This is a genomic window from Gracilibacillus lacisalsi DSM 19029 (genome assembly GCF_000377765.1).
GTDB classification, from domain to species: Bacteria; Bacillota; Bacilli; order Bacillales; family Amphibacillaceae; genus Gracilibacillus; species Gracilibacillus lacisalsi.
This window is the reverse complement of record NZ_KB898664.1, coordinates 311329-323988: the sequence shown is the minus strand read 5'-3', so window position 1 is coordinate 323988 and position 12660 is coordinate 311329. Positions and strand designations below refer to the sequence as shown.

Annotated in this window: 14 protein-coding genes and 1 pseudogene; 13 read left to right on the top strand and 2 right to left on the bottom strand. The window is 35.7% G+C overall.

Features of this window, described 5'->3' with window-relative positions; translation table 11 throughout:
* The first annotated feature begins 66 nt into the window (after positions 1-66).
* The 11 genes from D569_RS0106615 to D569_RS0106560 all read left to right on the top strand — a co-directional run bounded on the left by D569_RS0106615 (position 67) and on the right by D569_RS0106560 (position 10227).
* A complete protein-coding gene (locus tag D569_RS0106615) occupies positions 67-1368 on the top strand; it encodes a pyrimidine-nucleoside phosphorylase (protein ID WP_018931622.1) in 1302 nt (433 codons plus the stop codon).
* 126 nt (positions 1369-1494) lie between these two features.
* Positions 1495-2688 (top strand): D-alanyl-D-alanine carboxypeptidase family protein, encoded by a 1194-nt coding sequence (locus D569_RS0106610; protein WP_018931621.1) that lies wholly within the window; start codon positions 1495-1497, stop codon positions 2686-2688.
* Between the two features lie 127 nt (positions 2689-2815).
* Positions 2816-3169: an anti-sigma F factor antagonist gene (gene spoIIAA, locus D569_RS0106605; RefSeq protein WP_018931620.1), complete on the top strand. Its 354-nt coding sequence runs from the start codon at positions 2816-2818 to the stop codon at positions 3167-3169.
* A complete protein-coding gene (spoIIAB, locus tag D569_RS0106600; RefSeq protein ID WP_018931619.1) occupies positions 3166-3606 on the top strand; it encodes an anti-sigma F factor in 441 nt (146 codons plus the stop codon). Before spoIIAA ends, spoIIAB begins: the two co-directional genes overlap by 4 nt.
* Before the next feature lie 9 nt (positions 3607-3615).
* Positions 3616-4362 carry an RNA polymerase sporulation sigma factor SigF gene (gene sigF / locus D569_RS0106595; protein ID WP_018931618.1) on the top strand — a complete coding sequence of 249 codons (747 nt, stop codon included), beginning with the start codon at positions 3616-3618 and terminating at the stop codon, positions 4360-4362.
* Positions 4363-5114: 752 nt separating this feature from the next.
* Positions 5115-5732 carry a stage V sporulation protein AA gene (locus D569_RS0106585; RefSeq protein ID WP_018931617.1) on the top strand — a complete coding sequence of 206 codons (618 nt, stop codon included), beginning with the start codon at positions 5115-5117 and terminating at the stop codon, positions 5730-5732.
* The gene (locus D569_RS0106580) at positions 5722-6156 is read left to right on the top strand and encodes a stage V sporulation protein AB (RefSeq protein ID WP_018931616.1); all 435 of its coding nucleotides are present in this window, start codon (positions 5722-5724) and stop codon (positions 6154-6156) included. Before D569_RS0106585 ends, D569_RS0106580 begins: the two co-directional genes overlap by 11 nt.
* A 14-nt stretch (positions 6157-6170) precedes the next feature.
* Complete coding sequence (locus D569_RS0106575) at positions 6171-7640, top strand: spore germination protein (protein ID WP_018931615.1); 1470 nt, start codon at positions 6171-6173, stop codon at positions 7638-7640.
* 184 nt (positions 7641-7824) lie between these two features.
* Positions 7825-9123, top strand: a complete 1299-nt coding sequence (lysA, locus tag D569_RS0106570; protein ID WP_018931614.1) for a diaminopimelate decarboxylase — start codon at positions 7825-7827, stop codon at positions 9121-9123.
* A gap of 10 nt (positions 9124-9133) precedes the next feature.
* Positions 9134-9568, top strand: coding sequence for a peptidylprolyl isomerase (locus tag D569_RS0106565; RefSeq protein ID WP_018931613.1), 435 nt, complete (start codon positions 9134-9136; stop codon positions 9566-9568).
* A 293-nt stretch (positions 9569-9861) separates the two neighbouring features.
* On the top strand, positions 9862-10227 hold the full coding sequence (locus D569_RS0106560) for a GNAT family N-acetyltransferase (protein WP_018931612.1): 366 nt from the start codon (positions 9862-9864) through the stop codon (positions 10225-10227).
* Positions 10228-10350: 123 nt separating this feature from the next.
* On the opposite strand, the gene D569_RS22630 is transcribed toward D569_RS0106560, so the two are convergent.
* The gene (locus D569_RS22630; protein WP_018931611.1) at positions 10351-10434 is read right to left on the bottom strand and encodes a YjcZ family sporulation protein; all 84 of its coding nucleotides are present in this window, start codon (positions 10432-10434) and stop codon (positions 10351-10353) included.
* Between the two features lie 139 nt (positions 10435-10573).
* Here D569_RS22630 and D569_RS0106550 point away from each other — a divergent pair, with 139 nt between their 5' ends.
* Both D569_RS0106550 and scpB read left to right on the top strand, forming a co-directional pair.
* Entirely contained in the window at positions 10574-11302 is a 729-nt protein-coding gene (locus tag D569_RS0106550) for a segregation/condensation protein A (protein ID WP_018931610.1), read from the top strand.
* A 28-nt stretch (positions 11303-11330) separates the two neighbouring features.
* The gene (scpB, locus tag D569_RS0106545) at positions 11331-11912 is read left to right on the top strand and encodes an SMC-Scp complex subunit ScpB (protein ID WP_018931609.1); all 582 of its coding nucleotides are present in this window, start codon (positions 11331-11333) and stop codon (positions 11910-11912) included.
* Between the two features lie 630 nt (positions 11913-12542).
* Here scpB and D569_RS24815 read toward each other — a convergent pair.
* Positions 12543-12660 (bottom strand): annotated as a pseudogene (locus D569_RS24815) (IS110 family transposase); the annotation flags it as partial.

Sequence of the window (12660 nt, the reverse complement as noted above, 5' to 3'; positions counted from 1 at the left end):
TGCTAAGAAAATGGAAGAATAGTAAAAGAGTAATTGTGTAAATGACTTCAAAAAGAGGTGATTGGAATGAGAATGGTTGATATTATCGCCAAAAAGCGAAATGGTGAAACGTTAACAGAACAAGAAATTTCTTTCTTTATCAAAGAGTATATGAAAGAAAATATTCCCGATTATCAAGTGTCTGCATTGATGATGGCAATCTATTATCAAGGTATGACACAAGAAGAAACTGCATCCTTAACAAAAAACATGGTTGAATCCGGTGATATTATTGACTTGAGCCCGATTAAAGGTCACAAAGTAGATAAGCATTCAACTGGTGGTGTCGGTGATAAGACAACTTTTATCGTTGGTCCTTTAGTTGCTGCAGCAGGTATCCCAGTAGCAAAGATGTCGGGAAGAGGGTTAGGTCATACAGGAGGGACTATAGATAAGTTAGAATCCATACCTGGCTTTAAGGTCGAATTAACAAACCAACAATTTATTGATAATGTCAATAAATTCAAGTTATCTGTAGTTGGCCAAACGGGTAATTTAGCTCCAGCTGATAAGAAATTATATGCTTTGCGAGATGTTACAGCAACAGTTGATTCAATTCCATTAATCGCAAGTTCGATCATGAGTAAAAAAATTGCTTCAGGAGCTGACAGTATTGTCCTGGATGTTAAAACAGGTTCAGGGGCTTTTATGAAATCATTGCAAGATTCTAAACGATTAGCGAAAGAAATGGTAACGATCGGTAAACAATTAGACAGACAAACCGTTGCCGTGATCAGTGACATGAATCAACCGTTAGGATATGAGATCGGAAATGCTAATGAAGTAAAAGAAGCAGTTGAAGTATTACAAGGAAAACGAATAGAAGATCTTCGAGAATTAGCAATTGAACTTGCGGCTCATATGACAATATTAGCTGGTGTGTATCAGGATTATTCAGAGGCAACCCAATCATTAGAAAGCTTAATCGATAACGGTGACGCGTTACAATACTTTATGGACTTTATAGAAGCACAAGGCGGTGATATAACTGTTATTAAAGACCTGTCTCAACTCCCTGGATCATCTTATCACATGGAAGTGAAAGCTGATCAAGGCGGCTATATACATGAAATGGAGGCAGATGAAATAGGGGTGGCTGCTATGCATCTAGGTGCTGGAAGAGCAACCAAGGATGATGCTATTCATCACGGGGTTGGCATTACCCTCCAAAAGAAGATCGGTGATTATGTAGACCAAGGCGATACTTTAGCTATATTAAACAGTGATCAAGAAGATGTCGAACAAATCATCTCTATTGTAAAAAATGCTTATACGATAAAACCTGAAAAAGCAACCCGCCAAAAAATGATTTATGAAGTCATAAAATAGGGAGTAGAAAAGATAGCGACGATGTTCGCTATCTTTTTTGCTGTCTTTTTTAAAATATTTCAAAGTACAAGTTATACTTTTAGATTATTTTGGAAAAAATAGAAATGTTATAAATCGGAGGTGAAGATGTTGAAAAGAATAAGCATAATGATACTCATTGTTATAAGTATGGTGGTGGTCAGTCAAGGAAACGTATTTGCTCACCATGAAGAAAATCACGTATCAAGTGAAGTAAGTGAAAGTGAATCATTAGATTTAGCCACAAATTCGAAATCAGCGATACTTATTGAGCGTGATACAGGTAATATATTATATGATAAAAATTCTAACGAAGAATTACCACCAGCTAGTATGACTAAAATTATGACTATGCTACTTATTATGGAAGCTATTGAAAAGGGGGAATTATCCTTAGATGAACAAGTCAGAGTCAGTGAAAATGCTGCATCAATGGGGGGATCACAAATCTTCCTAGAAGCTGGAGAAGAAATGTCAGTAGATGACTTGTTAAAGGGTATTGCTATTGCATCAGGTAATGATGCTAGTGTGGCAATGGCAGAAAGAATTGCTGGCAGTGAGCAAGTTTTTGTGGAAATGATGAACGAAAAAGTTGAAGAATTGGGGCTTAAATCTACTAATTTCCAAAATTCAACTGGCTTACCTGCAGAAAATCATTATAGTACTGCTCATGATATGGCGATTATGGCTAAGGAGTTACTAAAGTACGAGGATATTACACATTACACAAGTATTTATGAGGATTATTTGCGTAAAGACACTGAAGATGAGTTTTGGCTTGTTAACACCAATAAACTAGTTCGTTTCTATGAAGGTGTAGATGGTCTGAAAACAGGATACACAAACGAAGCGAAATATTGTTTGACGGCAACTGCAGAGAAAAATGGTATGAGAACTATAGCTGTTGTTATGGGAGCAGAAAGTACGAAAGATCGAAATAGTGATGTAAGCCAATTGTTAGATTATGCTTATGCGAAATTCGAAACAAAGCCATTATATGAGAAAAATCAGGCTGTGACGTCATTCGAATGGTTAAAAGCAAATAAACAGAAGGTGGATGTTGTTACCAACGACTCAGTATCGATTCTTTATCCTAAAGGAACCAATTTAGATGAAATCGATACGAAAATAAAAATTAATCAAGATGTAGAGTTACCGCTAGAAAAAGGAACAATGGTTGGTAAGCTCCAAGTGGTAGAGGGAGAAGACATTATTAGTGAAACAGATTTAATTGTATTAGAAGATATTAAGCATGCTAATGTACTTCAGCTGTTTAAACGAACATTTCAATCATTCTTTTAATGAAAAGAAAAGAATAGGTCGAATATAAGCTTATTTAGACGATTTCGTTCTAGTTTTGTCAATTAGCAGGATTAGGGATGAGAGATATAGAAAAAAGTAATATAGAAAAAAACTGGGAGGGAAATATATGCAATTACAGACTCAATTTACTGTAGTCGAAGATGTATTAATCGTCCGATTGGATGGTGAACTAGATCACCATTCTGCTGCTCGATTAAAAATAGAATGGCAAGATCGCCTGCATCAAGAGGGGATTAAGCACGTCATTTTAAATCTTGATGCCTTACATTTTATGGACAGTTCAGGTTTAGGGGTTGTATTAGGGCGTTATAAGGAAGTAAAGCAATTAGGAGGAGAAATGATTGTTTGTTCTGTCAACCCAGCAGTAAAAAGGTTATTTAATATGTCGGGATTATTCAAAATTGTTAGGCTAGAGTCAAATGAAGATTTTGCTCTTTCCAGTTTGGGGGTGGCATCATGAATAATGCAATGGAATTAAAGTTTAGAAGTGTCAGTGAAAATGAGGCATTTGCTAGAGTTTCAGTTGCTGCATTTGTATCACAAATTGATCCAAATATGGACGAATTAACAGAAATCAAAACTGTTGTTTCGGAAGCAGTAACTAATGCTATTATTCATGGTTACGAAGAGGACCCAAACCAATACGTCTATATCTCTTGTTCCTTAACTGATCAGACATTATCCATTTTAATTGAGGATGAAGGAATGGGAATTGATAATATCGATTTAGCGAAAGAACCACTATATACCTCTAAACCAGAACTTGAGCGGTCAGGAATGGGTTTTACGATTATGGAAAACTTCATGGATAAAGTCGAAATTATTTCACATCCAGGAGAAGGCACAAAGGTGAGAATGACAAAAGATTTTCAAACTAGCAAAACCATGTGTAATTAGGTGATGCCTATGAAAACACAAATGTCTAACGCATCGCCTTTAGATGATAAAGATGTAAAGAGGTATATCCAGTTAAGTCAACAAGGAGATGAGGAAGCAAGATCATTATTGGTAGAGAAAAATATTCGCCTCGTTTGGTCTGTTGTTCAGCGTTTTCTCAATAGAGGTTATGATCAAGATGATTTGTTTCAAATTGGTTGCATCGGTTTACTAAAGTCAATTGATAAATTCGACTTAGAATACGATGTCAAATTCTCCACTTATGCTGTACCGATGATTATTGGTGAAATCCAACGTTTCATACGAGACGATGGAACAGTAAAGGTTAGTCGTTCCTTAAAAGAAATTGGCAATAAGATAAGAAGGGTAACAGATGAGCTAACCAAAGAACTCGCTCGAGCCCCGACAGTGCAAGAAATTGCGGAAAAGCTAGATCTTACGCCTGAAGATATCATCCATGCGCAAGAAGCGACAAAGAAACCGCAATCCATTCATGAAACCGTGTATGAAAATGACGGTGATCCTATTACGTTACTGGATCAGATTGCAGACGTCAATGACAATTGGTTTGATAAAATGACGATGGAACAGGTTATTAAAGATCTAGATGAACGAGAGCGGTTGATTGTATACTTAAGATATTATAAGGATAAAACCCAAACAGAGGTTGCAAACCGACTGGGAATATCACAAGTTCAGGTTTCCCGAATAGAAAAGAAAATATTAGAAAAAATAAAAGAAGAAATCACAAATTAAGATTATCCTCCGGGATAGTCTTTTTTTATGGAAAATTTACAAATATTCATAAACTAAGAAGTAACTTTGTATTTGCTCTCTTCCATTCTTGACTTAGAGAGTGAGACAAACCGCTCCGGCAGAATACTCCGCTTTCCGTGGGCACGTCCTCAGCTAACTTGGTAAAGAAAAGCACTTTACCAAGTGGATCTTCGGCACGCGTGAGTTCCCACAGGAGTCTCCGTATTCTGCCTACGCTATTTTTGTTCTCTGATTATAGAAAGAAATGAACTCATGGAACTAAACTTTTCTGTTTTGTTACAGTGTTAATCGGCTGTGAATGCCCCTGTAGCATACTAGAACTTATGCTATATATGTTGGAGAAATCGACTGGTTGATTTTGGATTAGTGTTATGGAGCATATCTTAACGAAGGCCGCCCACTTCCACTCTTGTGGGACCTGTTTGACCTGAAGATCCACTTTTTCGAGCGGTTTTTGCTCGAAAAAGTTAGCTGAAGGGTAAACCCCACGGAAAGGGAAGTGGGCACCCGGAGTGGCGGTTATGATCACGATATATATCAAAATTACTACATAGGCGACTGTGCATTTAGTTTCGAACAAACAGTATTTTCATTACTTCGCAGGATGTACCTACATTTCTAAATAGAGTGTGTTGTTTTTCTGTGCTGTTATGAATGAATATTTAAAATCAACTTATACTAAGAACACCATTTTCCTCACAAGCAAGCTAAAAGTTAAAGGATGATGTAATGTGCAGGAAGAAAAAGTATATATACGACTCAAAAAAAAGATTGAAGTGGATAAACAACATTTAATTACTTTAAACGATATTGCCTTTATCACCGGAAATATTGATTATCTGAAAGAATTAAAAACTTTAAAAATTTATCAAATTACAGAGAAAGATCAAAATGTTTCTGTTATTGATGGTTTCCATTTATTAGATACCCTAGTAGAAACTTATCCTTTCCTTAGTGTTGAATTGTTAGGCTCAAATCAAGTAATTGTAGAGATTAAAAAAAATGACAAAAAAGCTAATATCTTTTTAATCCTGTTAATCTGGCTACTTCTTTGCATTGGTTCTGCAATGGCGATTATGAATTTCCATTATGATGTCAGTATGGAAGAGGTACATCAAGGGTTGTATTTCTTGTTAACAGGGGAACAACAGAATAAACCACTATGGATTCAAATTCCCTATTCAATCGGTTTAGGCTTAGGGATGATCCTTTTCTTTAACCATATTTTCAAAAAACGTTTCAATGAAGAACCAAGCCCGTTAGAAGTTGAAATGTTTAACTATCAACAGGACCTTGATCATTATTTAATATATCATGAGAATGTTCTAAATAAGCGCAATGACTCGTGAAATAGTATATATTGTAGTGGAAATCGCAATAGGATTTGGATCAGGGCTAATGGTAGGTGCGGGCTTTGTAGCTTTTTTAACTGTATTAGGAATTATACCGAGATTAGTCCAGCTAAGTAAATCAATTGACTGGATGAAACATTATCAAGCAAGTGTTATCGTTGGTGCCTTACTAGGTACATATTTATCCTTCACAGAGTGGACGTTGAACCTTCCAGTTTACATCTTAGGTTTCTGGGGGTTATTACACGGTATTTTTATTGGAATGTTGGCTGCTGCATTAACAGAAGTATTAAATGTTTTTCCAATTTTGATGAAAAGATTAGGGATAGATAAAGAATTACTATGGTTATTAATGGCAATTGTGATCGGTAAAATAACCGGGTCTTTGTTTCATTGGATCATCTTCGTAGATATTTTTTAGAGAAGGAGTTCATTATGAATAAAAAGAAAAATAAAACACCAGTTAATAAGTTACTAAAAAAGAATCAAGAATACATGGAAACAAGGCTAGGTATTGATGTATCTTTTGATGTCGGATTTCGTGAACTGACTATTTTTGAGAAGAAAATCCAGTTATATTATGTTACTGGCTTAGTTGATACTGACTTTGTGATTGAAGTAATGAAAAAGCTAATTTCCATTAATGATGAAGAAGAATACAATAGTGAAATTTATGAAGTATTGAATAATCGTATCGTTCATCAACAGGTTGAAAAGGCGAAAACAATGGATGAAGCAGTCGATCAAATGTTATCTGGACTACTTGTTATCTTAGTTGATGGTCAAGACGAGTGCTTTATCGTTGATGTTCGTCACTATCCCGGTAGGTCACCGGAGGAACCTGATACAGAGAAAGTCATACGAGGCTCTAGAGATGGCTATACCGAAAATATTATTGAAAATACTGCCCTAACCAGAAGACGGATAAGGGATGAACGCCTACGTCATGAGATGATGCAAGTTGGTGAACGATCTAAGACAGATATTTGTATCTCCTATATTCAAGATGTAGCTGATAAAGGTCTAGTAGATTTAATTAAAAATGAATTAGAACAAATTGAAGTAGATGGGCTGTCAATGGCCGACAAGACTATAGAAGAATATTTGGTGCAACAAGGCTTTAACCCTTATCCACTTGTCAGATATACAGAAAGACCAGACGTAGCTGCTACCCATTTATTTGAAGGACATGTTCTCATAATGGTTGACACATCCCCAAGTATGATAATTATGCCAACTACGTATTTTCATCATGTGCAGCACGCTGAAGAATACCGAGAATCTCCAGCAGTAGGTACATTTGTCCGCTGGATCAGGTTCATCGGGATTTTTGCTTCCTTATTTTTATTACCACTTTGGTTATTATTAGTGATAGACCCATCACTATTACCTGATAATTTACAATTTATCGGTCCCAATGAAACAGGGAACGTGCCAATCATTGTCCAAATATTATTAGCAGATATTGGTATCGAATTTTTGCGGATGGCAGCCATACATACACCAACGCCTTTATCAACTGCGATGGGCTTGATTGCAGCGGTATTAATCGGGGAAATTGCGATAGATGTAGGCTTATTTAGTGCAGAAGTCATTTTATATGTTGCGATAAGTGCAGTTGGGACATTTGCCACACCGAGTTATGAATTAAGTGTCGCAAATAAAATGGCAAGAATTATTTTAATTATTTTAACTTTTATCTTTCAAGTGAAAGGACTAGTTATTGGACTGACGATTTTTCTCTTGCTATTGATTTCGACGAGATCCTTACAAACGCCATATTTATGGCCATTTCTGCCTTTTAACGACAAAGCCCTATGGCAAATTTTATTCCGGGTGTCGATGCCATTGTCTAAAACAAGACCTAGTATAGTGAAACCTAAAAATAATCAAAAACAAGCATAATCTTAATTGTAAACACTTGAACTGGAGATAAGCCTGTGATAAATTATCTTTATACTTTGTTAGATTTTGTAGAAATGGGAATTCTTTTATCCCTTGTCTACCTGTCTTCTTTAAGAAAGATGGGGATAAGGGATTTTTGTTTGATGAATAGAGGTAGAAGCTAGAGAGAAGGCGAGGGTTCAAGATGTTACATCCGTTTGCAGTGAATGGCGATGGCCATTTAACAATTGGTGGCTTGGATGCAGTTGATCTTACTAAAAAATACGGTACTCCACTATTCGTGTATGATGTCAATAAAATTCGTGAAAATGCAAGAGCCTTTGTAGATACATTTAAAGAAGAAGGTGTGCAAGCACAGGTTGCATATGCGAGTAAAGCATTTTCATCTGTAGCGATGGTGCAGGTTGCTAAACAAGAGAATTTAAGCTTAGATGTCGTATCTCAAGGTGAGTTATATACAGCATTGCAAGCAGATTTTCCTGTTGAAAAAATTCATATGCATGGGAATAATAAAAATATCGATGAAATTTCGATGGCTGTAGAATATAATATAGGTTGTATTGTTGTCGATAATTTTTATGAAATAGATTTATTAGCGCATGTTTTAAAAGAACAGAATAAAAAGATGGATGTTTTAATTAGAGTTACCCCTGGAATTGAAGCACATACACATAATTATATTTTAACTGGAAATGAAGATTCAAAATTCGGTTTTGATTTAACAAATGGTCAAGCTGAAGAAGCTTTACAGAAATTAATGAAAATTGATGAGATCCATGTAAAAGGACTACATTGTCATATTGGATCACAAATATTTGAAACAGATGGATTTACAATGGCGATTGAAAGACTTTTTCAAACGTTGAAAGGGTGGAAAGATCGTTATAATTTTGAATCGGAAGTATTAAATGTTGGCGGTGGATTTGGTATTAGGTACACAGCTGAAGATGATCCTTTGCCACTTTCAACTTATGTTAAAGCTTTAATTGATAAAATTCGCGAACAAGTAAATGAAAATGAGATGGCATTTCCTGAAATTTGGATAGAACCTGGTCGTTCCATTGTCGGAGATGCAGGATTAACATTGTATTCCATTGGGTCGGTCAAAGAAATACCAAATGTGAGAAAGTATGTGTCCGTTGACGGTGGCATGACGGACAATTTACGTCCAGCGCTTTATAACGCCAAGTATGATGCAGTTATTGCCAATAATGTCAATGGAACGAATAAAGAAGAAATATCTCTTGCAGGAAAATGTTGTGAATCTGGTGATATGCTGATTTGGGATATAGAATTACCTAAAGTCACGCAGGATGATATTATTGCCGTTTTATCAACCGGAGCTTATGGATACTCGATGTCTAATCATTATAATCGTTTTCCCAAACCTGCTGTAGTTTTTGTTGAAGATGGGCAAGATAAACTAGTTATTAAACGAGAGTCATTTAAAGATATGATCCAAAATGATTTGTCATATGAATAGGAGGATAAACATGAAACAAGCAGTAATAGAATTTGAAAATGGAGAACAAATTGTTATAGAGTTATTTGAAGAAGAAGCTCCTAATACGGTAGCTAACTTTGAAAAATTAGCAAATGATAAGTTTTACGATGGCGTGATTTTTCATCGTGTAATTCCTGGTTTCGTTGCACAAGGCGGTGATCCGACAGGGACTGGTATGGGGGGACCTGGATACACAATAAAATGTGAAACAGAGGGCAACCCGCACAAGCATGTAGCAGGTTCACTATCGATGGCACATGCTGGGAAAGATACTGGTGGCAGCCAATTTTTCTTAGTACATGAGCCACAACCACACCTTGATGGTGTTCATACTGTATTTGGTCAAGTAACAGAGGGAATGGATACAGTTCTTCGTATCCGTCAAGGAGATACCATGAAAACTGTACGCGTTTCAGAATTATAAAACCAACTTCTTCAGTTACCATAATTAGATAAAGATTGACATCCAAATGGGAATATAATATTGTAAGTGAAGGAAAGCTCATATTCTATGAACTCGAAGGAACGATAGATATGCGTAGAAAAAATAGTATACTTTTTCTTGTTTTACTAATTTTAAGTATTGTGTGGGGTTGTTATTATTGGTTTGGGATTGTATTTTCTTCCTAGTAATTGGAAATGATTAATAGTAACGACTTTTGTACGAAAACATAACATGTCAATATACGAATTGTTATGAATAATGAGGGGTTCAATATGTTAATTCGCTTTAAAAAAAGATTTGAAAAAATAGCAATGGGTTTACTTTCCTTTATGCCCGAAGAAAAAGAAGTTTCAAAACTTCAAGATACCATTAAAGAATACGAATCAAATGAAGATTGGCAGTTATTTCTTTGGAAAGAAGAAGAAGATGTTCTAGGAGCAATTGGCGTATACCTGGATAAAGAATCCGAGTCTGCAGTTGTTCAGCATTTAACAGTTAATCCATCCCACCGCAACTTGGGGATAGGAAAGAAAATGGTCAATGCTTTAAAAAAACATTATGGTGCTACTTATGAAGTGATTGCAAATAAACAAACTGAAAAATTTCTACAAAAATGCAATGCAAATACGGATGAATAAAATCGTAAAGAACCTTTGCTAATCATGAAATAGCAAAGGTTCTTTTCCGTATGGATTGTATATTTTTTTATCCAATAGAAAAGCTTATCACCAATTTGGTGATAAGCTATGGTAAACTTTATTCTAGAACCAAGCTGCACCAACAATGATTAAAAGAATGAACAACACAACGATTAAAGCAAAGCCACCGCCGTATGAGTATCCCATTTTCAAACCTCCTAAAGATGTAATTAATCAATTATAAAATTGATTTCTCAACATTAATGTATGCAATTTTATTTATATGGTATAGGCGTTTATAAGAAATAGCCTATAAATCTTTATTTTCATGTTGGAGGTATTCATTATGCCCGACCATTATCAAGTTAAATTAGAGACATTTGAAGGTCCATTAGATTTATTATTACATCTTATTAATAAATATGAAATCGATATTTATGACATTCCGGTTAAAGAGATAACCGCACAATATATGGCTTATATCCATACGATGCAACAATTGGAGCTAAATATTGCTAGTGAGTATTTAGTGATGGCAGCTACATTACTGGAAATCAAAAGTAAACTGTTATTACCTAACCCAACGGTAGAAATTGAAGAAGAATATGAAGAAGATCCACGTGAAGAATTAATGCGACGTCTTATTGAATATCGAAAATATAAGGAAGCAGCGGAGCATCTTAAAGAAAGAGAAGTAGAGCAAAGCCAAGTACACACAAGACCACCACTGCAAATGGGGCAAGAAGAATCATATCCATTACCTGAAGGTGGTGCCAATATATATGATATGATTGAAGCAATTGGAAAAGTATTGGAAAGAAAAAAGTGGAACCGGCCAATGGAGACCTCTGTGCAACGGCAAGAAATACCAATTGATCAACGGATGGATGAAATTATGGAGAAATTAGATGAATTCGAACATCCTATTTCTTTTTATCAACTTTTCCCAACTAAAACAAGAACATATATTGTTGCGACATTCATTGCGATACTGGAATTGATGAAACAAGGAAAGATAAATTGTAAACAGGAAAAACAATTGGATGAATTGATCGTATATCGTTACCAATCCTAATGATTAATGATTGATGGAGGTTATCAAGTTGGATATAAATGATATTAAGGCGATAATGGAAGGATTAATATTCGCTGCCGGAGACGAAGGGATACATAAGAAAGAACTGCGAAAAGTGTTAGATTTAGATAAAGATATGGCTGATCATTTAATTAATGAGTTAAAGTTTGAATATGAACATGCTAAACGAGGCATTATGTTAATGGAATCACAACAAGTGCTATTTTTAACTACAAAGCCAGAGCATAGTGAATATTTTACGAAATTGAAAGAAGCGAAAGTGCATGCTAAGCTATCTCAAGCAGCCTTAGAAACACTAGCAATTATCGCCTATTTGCAACCAATTACCAGGACGGAAATTGAACAAATTCGCGGTGTGAAAAGTGAACGACCATTACAAACCCTTATCTCCAGAGCATTAATTGAGGAAGTAGGTCGTAAAGAAGGTGTAGGGAGACCAATCTTGTTTGGGACAACTATCGAGTTTTTAACTTATTTTGGCTTAAGTTCTATTGATGATTTACCACCGTTACCAGAAGATATTAACGAAATCGATGTAGAACAGGAAGCTGACCTATTCTTCGACCGACTACAAAACATGAACGACTAACCCTGTAACTCACCAAAGTTACAGGGTTTTTCCTTTATATAATAACAGTACAAAATACATATACTGCGAAATAACTGGACATGGATTTGCTCTCTTCCGTACTGAATTTGATGAGTACTGCCATACGCTCCGGCAGAATACTGCGCTTTCCCGTGGGCGGTTTTTAGCTAACTTTGCAAAGAAAACCACTTTACAAAATGGATCTTCAGCTCTCGTGAGTCCCACAGGAGTCTCCGTATTCTGCCTACGCTATTTTTATTCTCTGATTATAGTAAGAAATGAAATCATGATACTATATTTTTCTGTTTTGTTACAGTGCTAATCGGATGTAATTCTGCTACATATGGTGGAGAAATCGACTGGCTGATTTCGGATAAGTGTTGCAGAGTATATCTTAACGAAGGCCGCCCACTTCCACTCCTGTGGGACCTGTTTGCCCTTCAGCTAACTTTTTCGAGCGGTTTCTGCTCGAAAAAGTTAGCTGAAGGGCAAACCCCACGGAAAGACCAGCTATGGAAAGTCAACCATAAAGATGTAATTTTTAAAGAATTATTTTTCATTTAAAAAAAGACATGCGAAAATACACCTCATGTGAGAGGTGTTTCAAGGGAAAGTATGTTCGAATTTTATTTACTTAACATGTGGTTCATATGGCTTGTTATCTCGTAATATGGCGAAAATAATATGTGTTAGCTTTCTGGCTACGGCGCCAACAGCTACGTAATGCCCTTTTCCTCTTTCTCTTAAT